At 60.8% G+C, this 23,015-nt stretch carries 14 protein-coding genes; 6 read left to right on the top strand and 8 right to left on the bottom strand.

Going from position 1 to position 23,015, the window contains the following annotated elements; genetic code table 11:
• Nucleotides 1-87 precede the first annotated feature (87 nt).
• On the bottom strand, nt 88-492 hold the full coding sequence (locus GRI43_RS12960) for a hypothetical protein (RefSeq protein WP_160731497.1): 405 nt from the start codon (nt 490-492) through the stop codon (nt 88-90).
• A gap of 45 nt (nt 493-537) precedes the next feature.
• On the opposite strand from GRI43_RS12960, the gene GRI43_RS12955 reads away from it, so the two are divergent.
• Genes GRI43_RS12955 through GRI43_RS12945 form a run of 3 tightly spaced genes read left to right on the top strand, consistent with a single transcriptional unit; the run spans nt 538 to nt 4,799 of the window.
• On the top strand, nt 538-795 hold the full coding sequence (locus GRI43_RS12955; RefSeq protein WP_160731496.1) for a hypothetical protein: 258 nt from the start codon (nt 538-540) through the stop codon (nt 793-795).
• 22 nt (nt 796-817) lie between these two features.
• The gene (locus tag GRI43_RS12950) at nt 818-1,363 is read left to right on the top strand and encodes a PAS domain-containing protein (protein WP_160731495.1); all 546 of its coding nucleotides are present in this window, start codon (nt 818-820) and stop codon (nt 1,361-1,363) included.
• A gap of 31 nt (nt 1,364-1,394) precedes the next feature.
• Nucleotides 1,395-4,799: a CheR family methyltransferase gene (locus GRI43_RS12945; protein WP_160731748.1), complete on the top strand. Its 3,405-nt coding sequence runs from the start codon at nt 1,395-1,397 to the stop codon at nt 4,797-4,799.
• Here the strand turns inward: GRI43_RS12945 and GRI43_RS12940 are convergent.
• Nucleotides 4,796-5,164, bottom strand: coding sequence for a response regulator (locus GRI43_RS12940; RefSeq protein WP_160731494.1), 369 nt, complete (start codon nt 5,162-5,164; stop codon nt 4,796-4,798). The two genes, GRI43_RS12945 and GRI43_RS12940, sit on opposite strands and share 4 nt — an antisense overlap.
• 312 nt (nt 5,165-5,476) lie before the next feature.
• Here GRI43_RS12940 and GRI43_RS12935 point away from each other — a divergent pair, with 312 nt between their 5' ends.
• From GRI43_RS12935 to GRI43_RS12925, 3 genes are read left to right on the top strand one after another with little or no spacing between them, the layout of a single operon-like run.
• Nucleotides 5,477-6,751: an erythromycin esterase family protein gene (locus GRI43_RS12935; protein ID WP_235903760.1), complete on the top strand. Its 1,275-nt coding sequence runs from the start codon at nt 5,477-5,479 to the stop codon at nt 6,749-6,751.
• 7 nt (nt 6,752-6,758) lie between these two features.
• On the top strand, nt 6,759-7,418 hold the full coding sequence (locus GRI43_RS12930) for a dienelactone hydrolase family protein (RefSeq protein ID WP_338090051.1): 660 nt from the start codon (nt 6,759-6,761) through the stop codon (nt 7,416-7,418).
• The gene (locus GRI43_RS12925) at nt 7,415-8,104 is read left to right on the top strand and encodes a phosphoribosyltransferase (protein WP_160731492.1); all 690 of its coding nucleotides are present in this window, start codon (nt 7,415-7,417) and stop codon (nt 8,102-8,104) included. The genes GRI43_RS12930 and GRI43_RS12925 overlap by 4 nt, the downstream gene beginning before the upstream one ends.
• A gap of 6 nt (nt 8,105-8,110) precedes the next feature.
• On the opposite strand, the gene GRI43_RS12920 is transcribed toward GRI43_RS12925, so the two are convergent.
• The 6 genes from GRI43_RS12920 to GRI43_RS12895 all read right to left on the bottom strand — a co-directional run bounded on the left by GRI43_RS12920 (nt 8,111) and on the right by GRI43_RS12895 (nt 23,013).
• Nucleotides 8,111-9,190 (bottom strand): AI-2E family transporter, encoded by a 1,080-nt coding sequence (locus GRI43_RS12920; protein ID WP_160731491.1) that lies wholly within the window; start codon nt 9,188-9,190, stop codon nt 8,111-8,113.
• Nucleotides 9,190-10,254 (bottom strand): NAD(P)-dependent alcohol dehydrogenase, encoded by a 1,065-nt coding sequence (locus GRI43_RS12915; RefSeq protein WP_235903759.1) that lies wholly within the window; start codon nt 10,252-10,254, stop codon nt 9,190-9,192. Before GRI43_RS12915 ends, GRI43_RS12920 begins: the two co-directional genes overlap by 1 nt.
• 120 nt (nt 10,255-10,374) lie before the next feature.
• Entirely contained in the window at nt 10,375-11,307 is a 933-nt protein-coding gene (locus GRI43_RS12910; RefSeq protein WP_160731489.1) for a 1-phosphofructokinase family hexose kinase, read from the bottom strand.
• Nucleotides 11,308-11,339: 32 nt separating this feature from the next.
• A complete protein-coding gene (ppsA, locus tag GRI43_RS12905; RefSeq protein WP_160731488.1) occupies nt 11,340-13,736 on the bottom strand; it encodes a phosphoenolpyruvate synthase in 2,397 nt (798 codons plus the stop codon).
• The gene (locus tag GRI43_RS12900) at nt 13,733-21,976 is read right to left on the bottom strand and encodes a GH36-type glycosyl hydrolase domain-containing protein (protein WP_160731487.1); all 8,244 of its coding nucleotides are present in this window, start codon (nt 21,974-21,976) and stop codon (nt 13,733-13,735) included. The genes ppsA and GRI43_RS12900 overlap by 4 nt, the downstream gene beginning before the upstream one ends.
• Entirely contained in the window at nt 21,973-23,013 is a 1,041-nt protein-coding gene (locus GRI43_RS12895; RefSeq protein WP_160731486.1) for a universal stress protein, read from the bottom strand. The genes GRI43_RS12900 and GRI43_RS12895 overlap by 4 nt, the downstream gene beginning before the upstream one ends.
• Nucleotides 23,014-23,015 lie beyond the last annotated feature (2 nt).

The raw sequence follows: 23,015 nt of genomic DNA, 5'->3' as shown, positions 1-23,015 counted from the left end.
GCAGACAGCAAAAAGCGGCGGGCAGCACTCAGGCTCCCGCCGCTTTTTGATTGCGCAAAGGATTGCGCGATTGATTTCCCGCGAAACTTAGCGGGGGCTGATCCGGAAAGAAATCTGCAGATTATCGAGATTTTCTACGCCTGCCAGATCGAGCGACAGGTCGCGCGTCTTGATCGCTGCGTTGGCTTCAGTCGCAAATGCAACCGTCCCGGCGTCGGTAAGGTCGATCTCGCGTCCGCTGACCAACAGCTTTGCGCCGGTCATCGACTGATTGTAGTCGAGGTGGACGGTATAACCTGCGGCATTGTTGCAGAATTCGCGAACCTGGCCGATCTCGACCATGTCGGCGTTCACGTTCACGACCGCATTCTGGGTCGAGACATTGCACGTTACGGGCACGAAGCCCTGAAGTTTGACACCATAGGTGGCAGCGGCGGCAGGCGAAGCCAGAACGCAGGCGGCCGCCCCAAGGGATACGAGTTTGCTATACATCAGACATTCTCACTTTGGCGGAACATCCACTCTGGCTAGACAGGCATGATTGAAATCAGCCTACCGGTTAAGGTTAAGGCTTGGTGCACATGTTCGCTGCTAGACCTGAAAACCGAGGAATTTCAGTGCAATTCAGGCGGTGAAGCAGCGCATATTTTTGCGATTATCGTGATTAAAATAAGCCGTGAAATCCGGTTAACTGCAATTTTTCGCCTGTATTGCCTGCACATCGGTCATCCGCATTCTCCGCTTCAAGACACGCATTACGCATGTCCTGTGCTCTACCCGTCTTTCCCAAGCTGACCGCCGCGTGTAGGCCATCTGCATGACTGATAGCCTCCCAGCCCATGACCTGCCCTCCGGAATCCTCGACCTTCTGGAGAGTTCGAAAATCGCGCTGACAATTGCTGACGCGGCGGTCGATGATTTACCGATCATTGCCGCCAATCAGCCTTTCTACGATTTGTGCGGTTATGAGCCGGATGAAGTGCTCGGGCGCAACTGCCGGTTCCTGCAACCAGCGGGCGGCGGCGGCCCGGTGCGCAAACGCCTGCGGGATCTTCTGACCGATCCAGGCAAGAATGACGGCCGTTTCGCCTTGGCAAATGAACGAAAGGACGGCACCGCTTTCCTGAACCTTGTCTACATTACCAAGCTGCGGGAGAACGGTGCAGTTCGTTATTTTCTTGGCTCACAATTCGACGCCGGACGCTTTGAACCCGACGCGGACCGGTATTACCGGGAAGCTTTGAGCAGCGATTTGCGCAAGTTAGGCCAGATTGGCGGAGAGATGGGACTGGTTATGCTCGGCAATTATGATACCCTCGCTTCCAGTCATGCGTTGATCGCGCAGGCCAAGCTGGACGATTGATCCTGCGGCAAGGGAAGCAGAAGTGAGCGAAATGGAAGAACCGGTGCCTGTCGTGGGGGTAGGCGCATCGGCGGGCGGCCTCGAGGCGTTGCGCGAAATGTTTCAGGGCTTCACTGACCCGACCGGCATGGCATTTGTCGTGGTCCAGCACCTCGATCCTACGCACGAATCGCTGATGGCCCAATTGATCGAGCGTTATACCTTGATGACGGTCAAGCAGGCCGAAGGCGGCGAACCGCTGGAAATGGACCATGTTTATGTCATCCCTCCGGGCCACGGGCTGGCGGTGCATGACAACGTGCTTCAGCTGACCGAATTTACCGACCCCCGCGGAATGCGCCGGCCAATCGATGATTTCTTCGAAAGCCTGGCCGAAGACCGCCAGCGACTGGCCGCCTGCGTAATCCTTTCAGGGACCGGCGCCGATGGCAGCCGCGGGCTGCGCGCCATCAAGGAACATGGCGGCCTGTGTATTGCACAGCAGCCCGACACCGCACGGTATGATGGTATGCCCGTCTCTGCGATCGGCACCGGCTTGGTCGACATTGAATGCCAACCATCTGAAATCATCGATTCCCTGCGCAAGTTCTTCGACCGCAATCCCGATGGCCGCGGTCTGGAAGACGAAGCATCCGAAGTGATCGACAATATCGACGAGCTTTGCGAAATCCTGCGCGAAGAGGTCGGTCATGATTTCTCCGGCTACAAACGCGCGACACTGGTGCGGCGCATCGCCCGCCGGATGCAGGTACTCGGGACCGAGGATGCGCGCGAATACGTCAAGCGGGTTCGGGCCGATCACGAGGAATGCGGCGCGCTGTTCCGCGACCTGCTGATCAATGTGACCAAGTTTTTCCGCGACACGCAGGAGTTCGAAACCCTGAGGCGCGATGTGATCGAGCCGATGGTCGAAAACTCCAGAAATGCCAGTGAGCTGAGGATCTGGATCGCCGGCTGTTCCAGTGGCGAGGAAGCTTACACCATTGCGATGATGTTTGCCGCGGCATCCAAACGGCTCGATGTATTTCCCTATATCCAGATCTTCGCGACCGACATTGATGAAAAGATGCTCAGCATCGCAAGGTCGGGTACCTATCCGCTGTCGGCGCTGGACGACATTCCCCAGGAATACCGTTCCGCCTACACCATCTGTTCCAGCGATTCCTTCACCATCGCGCCCAAGATCAGGGACATGGTCCGCTTCAGTCTCCACAACCTCGTACGCGACCCGCCATTTTCCAACATTGATCTGGTGTCGTGCCGCAACCTGCTGATCTATTTCGATGATGCCCTTCAGCAGCAGGTCCTGCCGCTGTTCCACTTCTCTCTGCGCAACGATGGCTACCTGTTTCTCGGCTCGTCCGAGGCGATCGGACGCTTCGACGATCTGTATGAAATAGTCGATCAGTCTGCCCGGCTGTTCAAAAGGAAAGACGTGAAGAGCCGTTATACGATGCAGGCCAGCAGATCACGGCCCGCCACGTTCACCAAACGGGTTCAAACGGAAACCTCGCAAAGCGTTCCACGGAGCAATCCGACCGAAATCGCCGCGCTCAAACGCATCGCAGACAAATATGCGCCTGTGTCGCTACTGCTAGACGAAGAAGGCATCCTGCTGGAGCGCTGGGGCAGTGCAGGCAAATTTCTGAACTTTCCTGACCGCCTTGAACGCAACATCCACGTACCTTCGCTGGCGCGGCCCGGACTGCGCGAACTGGTTGGCCCAATGCTGCGCGAGGTGCGCGGCACCAATCGGCGGGTCATCAAGCGGGATGTCGAAATCGCGACTGAGTTCGGCCGCCTGCCGACGACAGTAGTCTGCGAACCTGTGAACGAGGTTGCCTACCTGCTAGTCCTTCGCGACACTGGCAGTGTTGAACCATTCGGCGAGGATTTCGGCGAGGATTTCGAGGTTGAAGACGGGCAACTGCGCTTCCTGGAGGAAGAATTGCAATCGACCCGGCACAGGCTTCGGTCGACGGTTGAAGAGCTTGAGACAACCAATGAGGAGCTCAAGAGCAGCAACGAAGAAATGATGTCGATGAACGAGGAGCTTCAATCGACAAACGAAGAGCTCACAACCGTCAATGACGAGCTGAAGAACAAGGTCGACCAGGTTACGGTGGCCCATGCCGACCTGAAAAACTTCTTCGATTCTACCGATATGGTCGTGATGGTGGTCGATGCAGACCTCAAGATCCGCAGCTTTACAGAAGCAGCGGGCAGCATCTTCGCGATTTCCAGTGCCGACATCGACCGTCCGCTGTCGTCGATCGAAACCCAGCTGGATGATCAGCAATATGTGAGCCTCGCCAGCAAGGCTGCCGAGCAGGGTCGTGTGAGCGAGTATCGGTCACAGGTTTCGGCAGATGGCCGCCAATTCATCGGCCGGGTGGTGCCATACCAGAATCTCGACGGCTCGATCGAAGGCGCAACTCTGGTCTTCACCGATGTAACCAAGGCTCTCGCCCTGGAAAGCGATCTGCAGCAGGAACGCGAACGGTTAAGGCTGGCTCTCGAAGTCGCCGGGATCGGTATCTGGGAATACGAACCTTCGACCGACAGGACAGTACTCGACGCCACGGAACGCAGCCTGCTCGGTCTGAACGAAGATGACGAAGGCGCCACGATGGAACCCATTCTGGCCAAGCTTCCGTCAGCCGACCGGGATCGCATCAACTCTTCGCTGCGCAAGGCAATGGACGGCGATGAGGATTTCGATGAGGTGTTTCGCGTGCCGCTCGCCGACGGTTCATACCGCTGGCTGCACGGGTTGGGCCGGCGTCTCAGCCTGACCGATATGAAGAAGTTCATCGGTGTGACCTACGACATCACTTCGGAACGCGAGATCCTTGAACAGCGCGAAATGATGATCAGCGAAATGAACCACCGGGTGAAAAACCTGTTCGCGGTCATTTCGGCGATGATTTCAATCACTTCGGCAGAAGCTGACGAGGTGGGAGAATTCGCGAATGATCTGCGCAAGCGCATCTATGCACTGGGGCAGTCACACGCCCTGACCAACCGGTCGAGCAAAGCCGAGCAGATTTCGCTGGAGGTACTGATCGAAACGGTGGTTTCGCCGACCTTGAGTTCTCAGGACTTCAAGACGTCAGGCGGCGCAATCGAGGTGAAGACCTCCCAACTGACCCCTCTTGCGTTGATATTCCATGAATGGGCCACCAATGCGTCCAAATACGGAGCGCTGTCGATCCCGGACGGGAAGCTGCATGTCGACTGGAAGGTCGAAGGCCAGAGAGTTCTTCTCAAATGGGAAGAAAGCGGTTTCCGTTCCGAAACCGACATCTCAAGCGGGTTCGGAACGCGCTTGATCGAAGCTACCGTCAGACAGCTGAAAGGCACGATAGAAGGCCATCGCAGCGATAACGGCTATATCCGAACGCTGACCTTCGATCTTTTGCCGGAAGGGGCCTAGCCCGCGATTTTGACAGTGCTGAGCGCCTCGCAGATTTCGGTCTGCGATGCTGGCTTGTCGATAAATTGCGCGCCGGAGAATTCGCCGGCAAGCTCGGCGTGGCAGTTCTTCGCACTGATAAACACGATCTGGCAGTCGGTCGTTATCAGACGCCGGGCCAATGGCCACACAAGATCACCGGCGATATTGATATCGAGCAGCGCGACGTCCGGTGTCTGCTCATCAACCAGCGACATTGCCTCGTCCAGCGAAAGTGCCGGACCCATTACATCGTAACCAAGCGACTCCACCGTGGTGCTCAGGTCGTAAGCAATCAGCGCTTCGTCATCTACGACAAGCGCGAGGGTTTTATCAGCGGCGGTCATGGGCAGTAAACGCTGCGGTGTCCTGCAGGTTCCTCGCAGCGCATAACGCCAGTCGATTTCCTGTGTTTGGCAGGCATGCGGTTGGTCTTTTCAGGCGCCGGGCCTGGCATTCTGCGGCGCCCAAACCCGGCCTGCACCACCAGAAATCCTGGTCACACCGGGCCGGAAACTTACGTATAGGCCGCGTTTGGACCTGCGTTCATTCTTCGTATGCAAGCACAAAGCGTGCTTTTTTTGATATGAGGAAAAGGTCCGAAAACGATGACGGTCCATAGCCCGTCCCTTGCCGCAAATTCCGATATTGCCGCTCTAATGCGGCCCCATGCCGGGGCGTTGCCCTCGCCCGATGCGCCCGATTTCGCTGACGCGTTCGAACAATTCAGCGATGCCCGCGTGGTTCTGATGGGCGAGGCAACGCACGGCACACACGAATTCTATGCCGCCCGGGCCGCGATCTCGAAAATGCTCGTGGAAAGACATGGCTTCACAATCATCGCCGTCGAAGGGGATTGGCCCGACATCGCGAGGCTGGATGACTACGTCCGCCACGCCGGTCCGCGGCCGCGGCTTGGCCAGCCCTTTGCCCGGTTCCCGACATGGATGTGGCGCAATCAGGAAATGCTCTCGTTCATCGACTGGCTGCGCGGTTTCAACGCAGACCTGCCCGAAGATCGCCGCGTATCGCTGCGCGGGCTGGACATATACAGCTTGGGCGAATCCATCCATGCGGTGACCCGCTATCTCGACCGGCATGCACCCGCCGAAGCCGAAAAAGCACGTGAGAGGTATGGGTGCCTGACCCCGTGGCAAGATGATCCGCAGCTATACGGCCGCACAACCGCAACCAGCAGATTTGCCCGGTGCGAAGACGCGGTGGTGCAGCAATTGCGCGATTTGCTTGCCCGCAGGATGGACTGGATCGCCGACGATGGTGAGGCGTTCTTCGACGCGGAACGCAATGCCAGGATCGTGCGCGCAGCGGAGCAATATTACCGTTCGATCTACCGCGGCGCGAAAGAAAGCTGGAATCTCCGCGACCGGCACATGTTCGAAACCCTGCAAGCGTTGATGGCGCATCACCGCGATGCCCGGGCGGTGGTATGGGCGCACAATTCCCATGTCGGAAACGCTGCTGCCACTGCCATGGGCTGGCGCGGAGAGTTCAATATCGGCGAGCTTGTCAGAACGGCTTACGGGACTGACGCGGTTCTCATCGGTTTTGGCACGGATCGCGGAACAGTGGCCGCGGCATCGGACTGGGGCGGGGAAATGCAAGTCATGCAGTTGCGTCCGGCACGAGATGACAGTTGGGAGGCCGCGTTCCGCAAGATCGGGTTGAACAGATGCCTGATCGACTGGCGGCACAACCGTGATGGAGACCTGGCCGAGGCGTTGGGACAGGCCATGCTCGAGCGCGCGGTGGGGGTGGTTTACCGTCCCGAAACCGAATTGCTGAGCCATTACTTCGAGGCCGTGCTGGGCGAGCAATTCGATGCCTATATCTGGTTTGAAGAAACCCGCGCGGTCACCCCGCTGGGCAGCGAACGGCCGCACGGCGCACCGGAAATCTGGCCGTTCGGACTGTGAGGCTGATGTGACCGTGGAGCAAACCATCGACGATTGCCGTGAAGTCACGATCGGCACCGCCCCTCAATTGAAGGCGCTGCTCGGTATTCCGCAAAATGCGCGGGGACTTGTCATCTTTGCCCACGGCAGCGGAAGCGGAAGGCTGAGCCCGCGTAACAATTATGTTGCCCATGAGCTGCGCGGCGCTGGGTTCGCCACGCTGCTGGTTGATCTTCTCACCCCGGAGGAGGAACGCGACCGGCGTAATGTTTTCGATATCGCTTTGCTCGCCTCTCGTCTGAATATGGCCGCAGACTGGGCCGAACACAGGCGAGAACTGGCTGGACTTGCGCCTGCTTATTTCGGATCCAGCACCGGGGCGGGCGCCGCATTGCAGGCCGCAGCCGGCGATCCGCGTATCGCGGCAATCGTATCGCGCGGCGGACGCCCCGATCTGGCAGGCGGGTCTGCCCTCGCCCACGTTACAGCACCGACCCTGCTGATCGTCGGAGCGCTCGATGGCGCGGTTGTCGGCCTTAACGAAGCCGCAGCGACTGCGATGAACTGCGAACATACGATGGCGATCGTCCCGGGTGCGGGGCATTTGTTCGAAGAACCGGGGGCGCTGCGCCAGGTGGTTGACCTTGCCATCGACTGGTTCCGCCAACATCCGGGGGTGGCAGCATGACTAACGGCAGCGCCCATTTCCACGATCGCGCGCAGGCCGGACGGGCATTGGCCCAAGTGTTGGCCAAGGCAGATCTGAGCGATGCCGTGGTTCTCGCCCTGCCGCGCGGAGGTGTCCCGGTCGGCTTTGAAGTCGCACAGGAGCTTGGCGCGCCCCTCGACATCGTCATGGTGCGCAAGATTGGTGCGCCTGGCCACAAGGAATACGGTATTGGCGCGCTCGTAGACGGGGCGGCGCCGCATGTTGTCATCGATCACGATGCCGCACGGGCGGTCGGCGCGAGCGACAATTACATCAAGACCACCATTGCAACAGAACTGGCCGAGATAGAGCGGCGCAGAAACGCATACCGCACAGGGCCGCCGGTTCCGCTAGCCAACAGGACGGTAATCGTTGTTGATGACGGTATCGCCACAGGCAACACCGTGCGGGCCGCGCTGGAAGCTTTGGCGGCAGCAGGCGCACACAAGCTGATCCTTGCCGTTCCCGTTGCCCCGCGCACCTCGCTAGCCATGCTGCGCCCCCTGTGTGACGAGATCATCTGCCTGATCGCTCCCGATCCCTTTTACTCGGTGGGGGCGCATTATACGGTGTTTGACCAGACCAGCGATCAGGAGGTTGTATCACTGCTGGCAGAGGCTCGCGGAAATCTGGCGGACAAATCGCCTTTGGGAGCGGAAGGATAGCCGTCCTCAGCTGTTGCGGAGACTTGTGACCAGCGACAACACAGCCGCGACGACCAACGGCCCCAGCACGAAGCCATGCGCACCGAACACGATAATGCCGCCGACAATGGCGATGAACGTCACTGCCGAATGCAGCGCCAGTTGGCGGCCAACCAGCACCGGGTACACGATGTTGTCGATCAGGCCGACGACGAAGGTACCCCACACGATCAGGATCAAAGCTTCGCTCCATTGCCCGTCAAGCATCAGGATAATGGCAACCGGCACCCATACGATAAAGGCGCCCAGGAAGGGGACGATGCCCAGCAATCCCATGACCACACCCCAGAATACCGGCGATGGCAGGTCGAGCCACCAGAATACCAGCCCGCCCAGTAGTCCCTGCAGCGCTGAAACGGCCGCAGTGCCATAAACGGATGCAAATACGGTCTTCTTCAGATCTTGGACGAGCGAGCCGAACTGAACCGCATCAAGCGGCAGGGTCTCGCCTATGGCCTGTACGATACGCACACGGTCGCGCAGCATATAAAACAGGAAATAGAAGGTTAGCAGCAAGGTGATCGTACCGGTGATCGAGCCGACCACGAGGTTCGTCCCCCATTGTTCAAGCCGTTCGCCGAGCGACTGGAAAATCAACGGGAAATCCGCAAATCCCTCGATCCAGGCAAGGGCCGGGGCGATGGCGGGATAGTCCCTCGCCAACCGGGGCAAATCATCCGCCGAACGCAAACCGGCCATTGCCCCTGCGCTGTCCGCAACCGCATCGATCAATGCTGCAGACACGAATATGACCGGTGCGACCACAAGGATGGCGGCAAGAACCATCGTGACTGAAACCGTCAGCGCAGGAAACGGGAAACGCGCCCTGAACAGCGCCTCAACCGGTGCGAAAAGTACTGCCAGAGTGAATGCCCATACCAGAGCGGCAATAAACGGCGCGGTGATAAGATAGCAAAGCACCAGCCCCGCACAAATCAGGGCAATCAGGGCGAAGCGCGAATATGGCTGCGGAATGGCGGGCTCTGTCGGCGTTGCCAACTGCGGACCCGGACCGGCGCTGGCCGGCGTTTGCGCATCCGCTGACATCAGGTGCGTATCGCCACCTTCAGCACACCGTCTCGCTGATTGGCGAACAATTCGTACGCATCCTCGATCGAGTCGAGCGGATAGTGGTGAGTGACCAATTGGCCTGTATCGACCCGGCCGGATTCCACCGTCTCCATCAACCGGCGCATTCTTTCCTTTCCGCCCGGGCAAAGTGTCGAACGGATCGTGTTGTCTCCCAGACCGGCGGAAAACGCATCGAGCGGGATGGTCAGATCGCCCGAATACACGCCCAGTGACGACAGCGTCCCGCCGGGGCGCAGAACCCGCAAGGCACCTTCGAAAGTTTCCTGCGTGCCCAGCGCCTCGATCGCGACATCCACGCCCCTGCCGTCTGTAATCTTCAATATCTCGTCGACCGGATCGACCTTTGAAAAATCCACCACATGGGTTGCCCCCATTTTCTTCGACATTTCCATCCGGGCGGGCACAGATTCCACGCCGATGATCGTGGTGGCGCCCATCATGTGCGCGCCCGCCGCCGCGCACAGACCGATCGGCCCCTGCGCGAACACCGCCACCGTATCTCCGATCCGTATCCGGCCTGCCTCAGCGCCGCCGAAACCGGTCGACATGATATCCGGGCACATCAAAACCTGCTCGTCGGTCAGGCCATCGGGGATCGGGGCCAGATTGGCCATTGCATCGGGCACGAGCAGATATTCCGCCTGTGCGCCGTCGATCGTATTGCCGAACCGCCAACCGCCAATGGCTTTCCAGCCGTGCCCTTCCTGACCGCCGCATTGGGCATGAAATCCGCACAAAGATGCATTGGATGTGCCCGAGGGGGTGATCGCCCCTGCAATGACCCGCTGCCCTTCCTCGAAACCGGTCACCGAAGATCCAAGTTTTTCGATCACGCCGACGGGCTCATGCCCCACTGTCAGGCCTGCCTCGACCGGGTATTCCCCTTTCAAAATGTGCACATCGGTGCCGCAGATCGTGGTGGTGGTGATGCGGATCAGCGCATCGAGCGGCCCGACATCGGGGATCGGCTTTTCGCCCAGGATAATCCGTCCTGGTTCAATGAATATAGCCGCTTTCATCAGTTCCGGCATGATAGCCCTCCACCTGCTCAAATGCGCATCCGAAAATGGCTTGGGAGCAGGTAGAGGTAATTACGCAAATTGCCTTAGCCGGACCGCAGGCCCTTACGCCGCGCAGGGTCAGGACACAGCGTTCGCTTGCTGGAACAGCCGCTCGACATCGTCCGCCCGGCACATGTCGGTACCGGGCGTAAGCACCGCTGCGGCGCCCGCCGCGAGGCCATAGCGAAACGCCCTCTCGGTGCTGTCTCCGTGACCGAGGGCGTAAACCATGGCGGCAACGAAACTGTCCCCTGCGCCGACCGCACTGCGGGTTTCGACCGCAATGGCAGGCAAACGCAGCGTGCCCGCCTTGCTGGCGAGCAAGGCCCCGTCGCTGCCCATCGTGATCGCCAATATCTCTGCCCCGCCGCGTTTGATGATATCCATCGCGGCCTCTTCGATCTCGCGCTCTGTTATCAGGTCACTTCCAACCAGGGCGCGAAATTCCTCGATACTGGGTTTGGCTAGGTAAACACCCCCGCCAGATAGCCCCGCCGCCAGCGCCGCGCCGGACGTGTCGAGGACCAATCGAAAATCACGCTCCTGCGCGATCGCACCAATGCGGGCGTAGAAGTCATCCGGCACACCGACAGGCAGAGATCCGCTCGCCACAAGATAATCGCACCGCGCCTCGGCCAAAAGGTCGAGGCAACTGAGCCATTCGCTTTCCGCAATCGTTGGGCCGCCCGGTACAAACCGGTATTCCAGACCCGTGCTGGTTTCATGGACCGTCGTGCTCACGCGGGTCTGCCCGGCGATTCCGATTTTGGTCCGGACCAGTTGATGCAGGTCCAGCAACCCGTCGAGCGCGACCCCGGTGGCCCCGCCGGACAAGTAATAGCAGCGCGCATTGCCGCCCAGCCTGACGAACACGCGCGCCACGTTGATGCCCCCGCCACCCGGATCATGGCGTTCGCCGGTCGCGCGTAATTTGCGGGTGTCAGTAACCCGCTCGACCTCGCAAGCGGTATCGATGGTCGGGTTAAGCGTGAGCGTGGCGATATTCAGCATCGGCGGGTGTTTGGCATCGGTTGGAACCTCCTTCAGGTATTATCGCCAGATTGTCGCGCCTCTGCCTTTGCAATCTGCCGCTTCACCTTCACGAAACTGTCGGGGGTCACGGATATCGAGTCAATTCCGCAATCGACCAGAAATTGCGCAAATTCGGGGTGGTCACTGGGCGCCTGCCCGCACAGCCCCGTTTTCGTATCCTGTTTGCGGGCCTCTTCGATCACATGGCGGATCATCCATTCCACCGCCGGATCGCGCTCATCGAACTGTTCGGAAAGCAGCTCGGAATCGCGGTCGATGCCAAGGGTCAGCTGGGTGAGATCGTTGCTGCCGATGGAAAACCCGTCAAACCGCTGGGCGAACTGTGCCGCCAGGATCACGTTGGAGGGGATCTCGCACATCATATAGACTTCCAGCCCGTTTTGGCCCCGTGCAAGACCAGCCCCGGCCATCACCTCAAGCACCCGGTCGGCCTCCTCCAGTGTCCGGCAAAACGGGATCATCACCGCTACATTGGCGAAACCGGTTTCTTCGCGCAGGCGCTTGATTGCGCGGCATTCCAGTTCGAACCCATCGCGGTAGAGCGGCGAATAATACCGCGACGCACCGCGGAAGCCGAGCATCGGGTTTTCTTCCGCCGGCTCGAACGCGGCACCGCCGATCAAACCGGCATATTCGTTGGTCTTGAAATCGCTCATCCGGATGATGACCGGTTCGGGATAGGCGACTGCTGCAATCCTCGACAGCCCAAGCGCCAACTGGTCGATGAAGTAGTCGGATTTGTCGGCATATCCCGCCGTCATCGCGGTAATCTGGTCGCGGATGGCAGGATCGTCGAGCTGATCGAAACGCGCCAATGCCAGTGGATGGACCTTGACCGTGTTGGCGATTACGAATTCCATGCGCGTCAGCCCCACACCATCGCTTGGCAGCCGCCACCAACGACTGGCAGCGGCAGGATCGGCAAGGTTCAGCATCAATTTCGTCCGCGTTTCAGGCAGACCGGCAAGATCGATCGCCTCGACCGAAATCTCTGCCGCACCTTGCGTCACAACTCCGATCTCGCCCTTCGTGCAGTCGGCTGTGACCATCTGGCCGCTCTGGACCAGCTGCGTGGCATTCCCGGTGCCGACAATGGCAGGCAGCCCGAATTCGCGGGCGACAATCGCCGCGTGGGATGTTCGCCCGCCATGGTCGGTAATAATCGCCGCTGCGCGCTGCATGATCGGGACCCAGTCGGGATCGGTTGTCGATGTGACAAGCACCGACCCGTCGGTGAACCGTTCGATATCTGCAGCGCTTTCAATCAGGCACACTTGTCCTGCAGCGGCGCCTTCTCCAATGGCGAGGCCGGTGACAATGGGCGGCCCTTCCCCGCGAAGGGAAAAGGCGCGCAGGGTGCCCGCATCCGCTCGCGAATGGACGGTTTCGGGCCGCGCCTGCACCACGAACAGCGCGCCGTCGGCGCCATCCTTCGCCCATTCGATATCCATCGGGCAGCCATAATGTTTCTCGATCAGCACAGCCCAGCGGGCCAGTTTGAGAACTTCGCTATCAGTCAGGACAAACCGGGCGCGCTCTTCTTCCGAGGTTTCAACATTGACCGTCGCATCGCCCCCGCCGTCCGAATGGATCAACTTCAGCGCCTTGGCTCCGCGTGTCTTCGCCACCACGGGCGACAGATCAGGATTGCCCAATAGCGGCTTGAACACTTGCCAGCTATCCGGCTCGACCGCGCCCTGAACGATATTTTCGCCCATTCCCCATGCTGCATCCACCATCACGATGCCGGGAAACCCGGTCTCCGTATCGATCGAGAACATAACGCCTGACCCGCCCGTGTCGGAACGGATCATCTTCTGCACCCCTATCGAAAGCGCGACGCTGGCTTCAGCAAACCCATAGGCAGCACGGTAGGATATCGCCCTGTCGGTATAAAGCGAGGCATAGCACCGCCTGCACGCCGCCAGCAGCGCCTCCTCTCCGCTAATGTTGAGGAAGGTCTCCTGCTGCCCGGCAAAGCTTGCTTCCGGCAGGTCTTCGGCGGTTGCGCTTGACCGAACTGCCACCGCTGTTTCGAGATCGCCCACACGGGCGGACAGGACACGATACGCGTCCACGATTGCACCGTGCAATCGGTCAGGCCATTTTCCAGCGGTGATCGCCTGCCGGATTGCCCTTCCGGTTTCTGCCAATGTTGCCTCGCCGCGCGCGTGCGCTGAGAGATGCTGCGCAATCAGCGGTTCCAGCCGGTTGTGCGACAGGAAAAGCCGGAATGCGTCGGCTGTGGTGGCAAAGCCCGGCGGAACAGCGATACCCTGCGGCACGAGCGCGCCAATCAATTCCCCCAGTGATGCGTTCTTCCCGCCTACGCTTGCAACATCGCCCCGCGATATCTGTTCGAAATCCCTGACCAAAGCGTCCGTCATGTCTGCTCACCCGCAACTACCTTGGCCGGATCGGCCAGCTTGATTTCTACTTGGCGCGTCTCGCCGCTTGGGGGGAAGGCGATGGCTTCCTCCTGCGGGTGATCTTTCCCGTCGACGGTCACTTCTTTAGACGGGCCTGCCCCCTGCCGTTCGACCGAAATGGTGATCGACGCATCATCCCGGCGCAGGGTTGCGCGGTAGCCGGGCCAATCCGCCGGCAGCGAAGGGTTTATGCGCACCTTGCCGCCGATCAGATTGATCCCGAGCAGCCCCTCCACCCCCAATCGCCAGGTCCAAGACGCGGCACCGGTGTACCAGCTCCATCCGCCGCGCCCCCTGTGCGGCGGCGCCGATGCAATATCGCCGGCAGTCACGTATGGCTCCAACCGGTATAGTTTCGCACCAGCCTCGCTTGATGTCCGCCGCACCGGGCAGATCATGTGAAAGATGTCGAGCGCTGCATCGCTTTTGCCCGATCGTGCCAGCGCCAGGCCAAGCCACGCCGCAGCATGGGAATACTGGCCGCCATTTTCACGCAGCCCGGGCGGATAGGCCCTGATATATCCGGGATCGCGCAGCCCCTTGTCGAAGGGCGGCCACAATAGCCGCGCGAGACCGGCTTCTTCGTCGATCAATTCGGCTTGCGCCGATGCCAGCGCCCGCTCGACGCGGTTCGGGTCTGCCCCGGCAAAGGCTGCCCAGCTTTGCGAGATTGAATCGATACGGCATTCGGGTTCCTCCACGGAACCCAGCGCGTGCCCCTCGTCATCATAGGCTCGGCGGTACCAGCCTCCGTCCCACCCGGCTTCCTCCGCATTGCGCAGCAGCATGTCAGCGCGATCGCTCCAGTGGTCGGCATCACGCTGGCGGCCCAGCCTGCGTTCCAGATCGGCCAAATGGCGCGCCGTTACCGATGCGAACCATGCCAGCCACACGCTTTCTCCGTGCCCCTCGTCACCGACACGGTCCATACCGTCATTCCAGTCGCCAGTGCCCATCAGCGGCAATCCGTTGGCGCCTAGCCTTACCCGCTCCATCGCCCGCTCGAGGTGATCGATCAGCGGGGCACCAGGCTCCGTCCGTTCGAACTGCGCGTACCGGTCGTGCTCTTCTGCTGACAGAGGAGGAGCGGAAAGGAACGGCACGGTTTCGCGCAGGATCGATTCATCGCCGGTTGCGCGAACATATGTGCCGGTCGCGTAGGGCAGCCACAGCAGATCGTCGGAAAAGCGCGTACGCACGCCGCGGCCAGATGGCGGATGCCACCAATGGAGCACATCGCCCTCCTCGAACTGATGCGCGGCGCAGGTCAGGATGTGCGCCCGTGCCCGGGCGGGCTCATGATGCAGCAGCGCCAACACATCCTGCAACTGGTCGCGGAAACCGATTGCGCCGCTTGCCTGATAGAACCCCGTCCGCGCAAGAATTCGGGATGAAAGGCTCTGATAGATCAGCCACCGGTTGATCATCAGGTCGAATGCGGGATCCGGCGTTTCCACTGTGACCCGGCCGAGCAGATCGTTCCAGCGCTCGATTTGCGCAGTTTCCGCCATATGCGCGCGTTCGCCGGTGCGCCATTCACGGGCCAGGGCGATCGCTGCATCTTCGTCGGCGGCTTCGCCCAGAATGAAGACGACCTCTGTTGTCTCGCCGGGTTTCAGGTCGATATGGACCTGATAGGCTGCACAAGCATCCTGGCCTGCGATGCCCGGCCCGCCCAGGCCCCACCGGCCAAGCGCCGCGGGCGCGCGCAAGTCGCCTTCACGGCCAAGGAATTCCTCCCTGTCGCAGCTGTGCCCGTGCGCATCGCGGGTTGCGGTGAGAAATGCCGCCCGGCCTGCAAATTCCGCATTCCACGTTGATCGGGCCAGAACCGTTTGCGCGGAATCATCGAAGCGGCAAAAGACATGCCGCCTTTCAACCGAGGGCAATGAACCCAGCAGCCATTCCGCATAATAGGTGGCGGTCAGCCGGCGGTGGCGCGGGCCGGTATTGCTCAGACGTAGACGGACCAGCTTGACCGGGGCATCGGGGGCGACTGACACGGTTTGCTCATGCTCAATCCCGCGGGCGTTTTTCTGCCATTTGGAATAACCGGCACCGTGCCGGATTTCGCAATCTTCACCCTGCCCGCAAGGGGCAGGCGTAACCGACCAGACAGCAACCGTTTCTTCGTCGCGCAGGTAAAGCGCCTCGGTCTGCCGGTCGGTTACAGGATCGTTCGTCCAAGGTGTGAGGCGGTGTTCCCCGCTGTTTATGGCCCATGTGAAACCGCCGCCCGTCTCCGTCACCAATGTGCCGAATTCATCATTGGCTAGGACATTGGCCCACGGCGCAGGGGTCGGTTCTACGCCGTTGTGGTTGATCACATATTCGCGGCCGTCGGCGCTGAAGCCGCCAGCGTGATTTGCGAATAGCAGGTAGTCTTGCTGAGAGCGCGTGGCCGGATCGGCAGCCGATTCGGCAAGGCTGGGGATGATTGGCGGCGGCAGCTTTCCCGGCACATGGGCCCGCGCGATCTGATCTGCGATCGAACCGCCATTATCGTCGATAACGGCCCACGCCATCGCCTCCAGCATACGGACCATGTCCGGTCCGCTCTGGTCGGCAAACAGCAGATGTATGCCGCCCTTTCGCCCCAGCATTTCGCTGGCTCCGGCTTCGCGGAGCAATTCCATCAGATCATCACGGATCGGTTCGACATAGGTCGATCCGCTCGTTTGAAGGATCACCAGATCGACAGGCAGCCCGGCATGGCGCCAATAATTATGCGCGGCAGCAAGCAAGGGAATCAGGCGCTGCCCGATCCCGTCCGACCGCAAAAGCAGGATCGGCAAGTCCCCGGACAGGGCCAGCCCCCACAGCCCGCTTTGACCAAAGCGGTTCCGCTCGATTTTGTCCGGCAGCGCACGCAGCGCAGCGTGCGGATAGACCATCAGGGAACCAAGCGATTGCACCTGCGGCAGCATCGCCGGGGACAGCCGCGTGCGGCCCAGCACGCGGGCGGTTTCCGTCGCAGCGTCGCCAAGCACCCACTCCATCGCCGAAAGGGTGGAATGCCGCGCTGCAACCTCCAGGGCGGTAGACCGGCTCGCTGCTGCCACGGTGACAAAGCACAGCACCGTGCGTTCGCCCGCATCGATGCTGACTTCGCATTGAAGCGCCGAGACTGGATCAAGCGTCAGTCCCGCGCTTCGCTTAAGTTCCCGTGAAGCGCCCAGCGGATCTTTGAGGGTCCGCCCGCGGCCAATGAACATCCCGCGATCCATCTCGTAATTCAGGTCTTCGATCGGGCCGTTCGCATCAATGGCAAATTGCACGAGGACCGCTGGCGCTTCCTTCGGGCTTTTGGGCCTGCGATTGAACATCACCCCGCCGATGCGCGGGATGAATTCTCCGCCGACAAACAGCTTGCTGAAGGCCGGGTGCCGTTCATCCTCCAGCGGCGGCGCAAGGACAATCTCTGCATAGCTGGTCAGCCGCAGCCGCCGGGGACGACCACTTTCATTGACAATCGTCAGCCGGCGAATTTCCAGATCGTCGCCGCTACCCACACCGACTTCCAGCCTGACATCAATTCCATGGTCACGCCGATGAAACTCAGCCAGATGCGGCTGGAAAATGACCCTGTATTCCTGCGGCACTGCGCCGGTCGGCTGGCGGGTGGCGGACCACAATTCGCCGCTGTCCATATCCTGCAGATAAATCCACATTCCGTCCGCGTCTCGGGTGGCATCGGCGACGAAACGGGACAGCGACTGACCTTGCCAGCGGAGCGTGCCGCCCCCGCTTTCCGATATCCAACAAGACAGCCGGCCATTCCCCATGACATGGGCCTGCGGGAACGGTGTCTGAATTGGCTCCCACGGAACGACAGCCTCGACCTGCACGGCTTCCTCCGCCGGTTCCAGCGTTTCGAGCCGCTCGATTTCCGGAGGTATTTCGTGCGGCACACGCTCGCTGAGCAGCAGCGAAACCAGTCGCATTTGCGGGTCGCGCGCAAACCTTTCAACCATCCGGTCATCGGTCAGCAGATTGCCGATCGCGCACAGGATCATTCCCTGGTGATGTGCCATATAGGCAACCACGGGGGCAAAGCGGGCGCTGGCAGGTGCCCGGTCGGGTGTGAAATCGAGCGCTTCCCACATGCCATAGCGCTTTTCAGCGCCCATCGAGGAAAGGCGGCGAAGATTGGCCGTCGCATCGCCGGGCAGAATCGCCAGCGCCAACGCGGAGGCGTAAGGTGCGATCACCTGATCACGTGCCAGCCCGCGCTTCAGGCCCAGCCCCGGTGTCCCGAACGCCTGATAGCGATAGCGATGTTCTGGATCACGCTCTCCATAGGCAGATTCGGACACGCCCCACGGCAGGTCATGTTCTCGCCCGTGGCGCATCTGAATCTCGACTGCGACACGTTCGCTCTCGCCCAGCAGTGTTTCCGGCTCCCCACGCAGCAGCAGGCGCGGCATGAGGTATTCGAACATCGAACCGTTCCATGAGAGGAGCGAAAGCCCGCCGGGGCCGCGCGTCACAGGTCGTTGCAGATGGAACCAGTGTTCGATCGGGACGTCGCCCTTGGCTATCGCGAAAAAGCTTGCCAGCCGGGCCTCCGACGCGAGCAGATCGTAATGGTGGGTGTCGATCCGGCTGGCGCTGATATTGTAACCGATGAAGAACAGCCGCCGTTCTTCGTCATACAGCCATGCAAAATCCATCGACCAGGCAAGCGCGATCGCTTCATCAGCCTGTTGCTTCAGTTCTGCCGCCAGCTCGTCCGCAGAACCCATATCGCGATTCATTTCATTCACATGGTGCAGCAGACGGTCGAGCCATACGAAAAGATCGCGAAGCTCTTCGGGAAGGGTATCGGAGACGTGATCGGCGACGGATTCCGCTTCTGCCTCGATCATGGGAAGCGCTGTCTCGCGCAGCCACCCGATCAAGGCGATTTCATCATCGGCGCCGGCTCCAGCATCGGCATTGGCACCGGCATTGGAACGTGCACCGCATAGTTCACGGCAATCCGCGATGATCGCGCGAAGTTTTGCAGATCCGCTCAGGCTTTCGCATGCCTCGTCCAGCAGAGCGAACAGGTCGCCCAGCCCGGTCCATCGCTGTGCCTCCAGCTCTGCATGGTTCGATGCTTCGCGCAGCGTTTCAGCAAAAGCGATCAGGCTAACCGCGAGATTGCCGCTGTCGACCGTCGAAACATAGCGCGGCTCCAGCGGGCGCAAATGGCGCGTTTCGTACCAATTGTAGAAATGGCCGCGATACCGGTCCAGCCGGGCCATCGCGTCGAACACGTTGCGGCCGCGCGCCGCCAGTTCTGCCCGGCCGACATATCCCATATCCCAGGCAGCCGCAGTCGAGAGCAGCAGCATCCCGATATTGGTTGGCGATGTGCGGTGCCCGATCTCCTCATGCGGGGGGCCCTGATAATTGTCCGGCGGCAGCCAGTTGTCTTCCGGCCCGGCGAAACGTTCGAAGAAATACCAAGTGCGGCGAGCGAGCAGGCGCAAATATTCAACGTCGCCTTCAGCCAGCGGCCTGACTCCGGTTCGCCTCGGACGGCTGGTCCAATAGGCGATTTCCGGTGCGGCAATCCACAGCGCCAGAAGCGGCGTGGCCACGGCAAGCCCAGCGGGCCGTAGCCAGATCAGGACCGCAAATATCGCCAGCGAGAGAGCTGACCCCATCCACATTTCGTGCCAGATAATCGACCGGGGGCTTCCCTGCCTCAGCCGCGCGGCGACATGCGCTGCGGCGGTCCATTGCAGCAAATGCCGGTGGCTGACGAAATTGCGCCACAAGGTAACGCCGATCGCATGAAGTGACAGGAGCGCTTCGTGCGGCAGATACACAATCGCCAGCAGCCACCGGCCCGCCTGATCGGACAGGCGCGCCAGCAGGCCATAGGATGCCCCGACACGCCGGCCCCTTGCCAGGCCGCTGATCACATCGGTGAACAATTGCCAGCCGGGGGCCAGCACGACCAGCGCGGTCCAGAACCACGGACTGCCGGGCAGCGCGAACCATCCGGCAAGGGCCAACACAAGCAAGCCCGGCGCCACCATGCTTCGCCGCAGATTGTCGAGCATTTTCCACCGGTCGATGCCCGAGATTGTGCTGCGTTGCATTTTGCCGTCGCCGCCGGGAACCTTGGGCCACAGCCATGCAAGCAATTGCCAGTCGCCCCTGATCCAGCGGTGCAACCGCCGGGCATATTCCGGATAGCTTGCGGGGAAACCTTCGTAGAGAACGATATCAGTGGCCAGCGCCGCGCGGCCCAGCGCACCTTCGAACAGATCATGGCTGAGTATCCGGTTTTCCGGAACCCGGCCGTCGACGCTCGCATGAAATGCGCGCACATCGTAGATGCCCTTGCCGACGAATATTCCGGCACCAAACAGGTCCTGATAAACGTCGGACACTGCACGGCTGTAAATGTCGATCGCTGTTTCCCCGGTAAACAACCGTGCAAACAGGCTGCGTATGCCAGCATGGGGGGATATTTCCACACGCGGCTGGACCAGCGAGTATCCGCGGATCACCCGCCCAGTCGCCCGGTCAAGATAGGGCCGGTTGAGCGGATGTGCGAGAGTGCCAACCAGCTTGCCGACCGAACCCGACGGCAACAGTGTGTCGGCATCCACGGTTACAACAAATCGCACCTTCCTCAGCGCGGCAGTCGCCCCTTCATGCAGGGAGAAAGCCGACCAGTCATCGTCGACCAGCAGGCGATTGAATTGCTCAAGCTTGCCCCGCTTTCGCTCCCACGCCATCCAGCACCCTTCACCGGCGCTATATTGGCGCGGCCTAAGCAGGAGGTGAAAAGGTTTGGCGCCGTCAGTGCCGTGCCGCCGATTGAGATGACGCACCGCAGACACCAGACCATCCACAATCTCCCGATCAGTTGGCATTTCTTCCTGAGGCGCATCAACAAGATCGGCCAGCAACGCGACGTGCAACTGGGGGTCTGAATTGGCCAGCCAGTGGGTTTCCATCTGCTCCGCAAGGCTGGATATTTCAGCCGTCGAACCGATAACCACCGGCACCACCACAAAGGTTTTCGCCTCAGGCGGCAGCGCCTTTCTGCAGTCCAGCTTGGCAAGGGTGGCCGGGGGCAGACTGCGGGTAATCACCCAATGGACCATCGTGATGGCAAGAACCGAGGCGGGAATAAGGCTTGCCGCCATGGCACCCACCCAGCCCTCAAACGATGCACCGACGAACATCAGGTACAATGCCGGCAGGATCAGCGCACCGACCCCCGCCAGCAATATCCCTGCTGAATAGAAACGCCCGGGCCTTGCCAGAACAAGCCGCCTCGCTCGTTCGCGTGAACTGATAGAAACGCACAGTTCGCGCTCCAGTTCATGGCGCCCGGCATCGACCAGCCAGTATCCGACATGGCGTTCTACATCGCTAGCACCGGCGCGGCTGGCCCGATCTATCGCGGCGAGCGACACTTCGATTTCGTCACAATTTCCTGCTCGCGCCATTTCCTCGACCGCGCCGCGATATCGGTCACGGGTCTCGAAATCCATCGCCTGATAATGGCCTGACGGATCGCCGCCCAGACACTGCTCGACGAGGCTCGTACGGTCGAAGAATTCCTTCCACGGAATTGCTGCAACCACGCCAAGGATCGAAATTGCCCGCGCTACGCGTTCGGTTGGATCGAGCGACTGCGGCTCGCGCGCGGCGCTGGACGGGGTAAAACGCAGCCTGACCGATCCTTCGAGGAGCGGGTCCAGCGCATCCGCCAGGATTTCGATGCAGGCGATCCTGAGCATCGTCGGGAATGCCCACAGTTCACCCATGGTGAGCGGGCGATCTTCCTGATAGGCCGCGACAAACCGAACTGCACCGGCCAGCGAAATCTGGAGATGTCCTGCCCTGAGAAATTCGTGCGTGACGGCAAAAATCCGCGGCTCTCCGCCGCCGTGATCAGCCAGTGCCGGCAGTTGATTATAAAATCCGCCCGGCAGGTCCTGATCGATCTGCCGCAGGGCGCGGTGGACCTGGTAATCATTGTCCAACAACCATTCTGCCGCCTTCCCGGCAGCGGGCGGTGGGGTCACGCAGGCAAGCCGGGCCTCATCAAGCCACTGCCGCGCCTCGGCAATCTTTTGCCACAGGTCAATCCTGCCGGGTGGTGCCCTGCTGATCCGGTGCCGCGCAGCCAGTTCGCGTGCCGCCAGAACCAGCGGCGAGCCTGTGTCCGACGGCGCGTTCACCCGATGAAACGGAAGGCCGAGACGTCGCGGCAGCTGGCAGGTTCCGGCCCGAAGCTGCACCGCAGATTGGGCCGCACGATCAGCAGCGGAGCAGGTGCATGGCCGGCGAGATATTCCGCCACGCTGCCGCAAGCGACATCTTCCAGCGCGGTGTTACCGTGAGACGCCATGACGATCAGATCCGCGTTCTCTTCGATCGCGATGTCGTGCAGCAGGGAACGCGGATCACCCGGGCCGCGCGTTATCGTGCTGACGCTAACGCCATCACCCTCGCTGCGCCGGCGCAATTCTTCCAGATGCGATGATCCGCTCTGCTCGTTATGGCGGTCGATCTTGGCCCGCAGTTTGTCGACCTCGGGAATATGGGGGGATGCCACCACTTCAAGGCGCGGCACGATATGCACCAGAACCAGCTCGGCGGCGTGTGTTCGCGCAATGCGCAAGGCAATCGGCAGCACGCTATCAGCCCTGACAGAGCCATCGATCGGGACCATGATCTTGCGGTAGCCGCGCTGCCGAACCGGGCTTGGCGGAACCAGCAGCAAGGAATGCTCACCCCGTTCCAGTAATGCTTGCGCGGTGCTCCCCAATCCCTTGCCATTGTCGCTGCGCCGCTGCCCCAGTGCCAGTAAGGTCGCCCCGTGTTCCAACGCCCAATCGGACAATTCATCGGCCGGAGCCCCTGCCAGCAGGACACTGTTTGCGAGCACTTCGACCTGATCCTGATTGGCCAGCCGTTTAAGTTTCTCCTGCTGGCTTTTGCGGCGCAATTGCCATTCGATCGGATCGGCAGGAGAAGCAAAATGTTCAGGCGCCTCGATTACCCGTGCGAACGTCACTTCCAGCCCCAAACTGCATGCGACCGCCAGCGCCTGCATTGAAACAGCCTCGGCCTGATCGCCTGCATCGACACAGGCAACGAGCCGCGGTGCAGCCACTTCGCGGCGGACCGCGCTGGCAGGTGAACCGAATTGCTGCGGCGCGGGCCGCGCAGGCGGGGCTGAGTCGACGAAGTTTCTGACTTGGCTGATGTTCATTG

Source organism: Pontixanthobacter luteolus, assembly GCF_009828095.1.
GTDB lineage: Bacteria > Pseudomonadota > Alphaproteobacteria > Sphingomonadales > Sphingomonadaceae > Pontixanthobacter > Pontixanthobacter luteolus.
This window is presented reverse-complemented; position numbering and strand designations above follow the sequence as displayed.

Excerpts from the sequence above, each read along its gene's own strand:
- GRI43_RS12940 (WP_160731494.1), bottom strand. The coding sequence starts at position 5,164 with ATGACCGCCGCTGATAAAACCCTCGCGCTTGTCGTAGATGACGAAGCG.
- GRI43_RS12950 (WP_160731495.1), top strand. The coding sequence starts at position 818 with ATGACTGATAGCCTCCCAGCCCATGACCTGCCCTCCGGAATCCTCGAC.
- GRI43_RS12955 (WP_160731496.1), top strand. The coding sequence starts at position 538 with ATGATTGAAATCAGCCTACCGGTTAAGGTTAAGGCTTGGTGCACATGT.
- GRI43_RS12935 (WP_235903760.1), top strand. The coding sequence starts at position 5,477 with ATGCGGCCCCATGCCGGGGCGTTGCCCTCGCCCGATGCGCCCGATTTC.
- GRI43_RS12925 (WP_160731492.1), top strand. The coding sequence starts at position 7,415 with ATGACTAACGGCAGCGCCCATTTCCACGATCGCGCGCAGGCCGGACGG.
- GRI43_RS12915 (WP_235903759.1), bottom strand. The coding sequence starts at position 10,254 with ATGAAAGCGGCTATATTCATTGAACCAGGACGGATTATCCTGGGCGAA.
- ppsA (WP_160731488.1), bottom strand. The coding sequence starts at position 13,736 with ATGACGGACGCTTTGGTCAGGGATTTCGAACAGATATCGCGGGGCGAT.
- GRI43_RS12920 (WP_160731491.1), bottom strand. The coding sequence starts at position 9,190 with ATGTCAGCGGATGCGCAAACGCCGGCCAGCGCCGGTCCGGGTCCGCAG.
- GRI43_RS12945 (WP_160731748.1), top strand. The coding sequence starts at position 1,395 with ATGGAAGAACCGGTGCCTGTCGTGGGGGTAGGCGCATCGGCGGGCGGC.
- GRI43_RS12895 (WP_160731486.1), bottom strand. The coding sequence starts at position 23,013 with ATGAACATCAGCCAAGTCAGAAACTTCGTCGACTCAGCCCCGCCTGCG.
- GRI43_RS12910 (WP_160731489.1), bottom strand. The coding sequence starts at position 11,307 with ATGCTGAATATCGCCACGCTCACGCTTAACCCGACCATCGATACCGCT.
- GRI43_RS12960 (WP_160731497.1), bottom strand. The coding sequence starts at position 492 with ATGTATAGCAAACTCGTATCCCTTGGGGCGGCCGCCTGCGTTCTGGCT.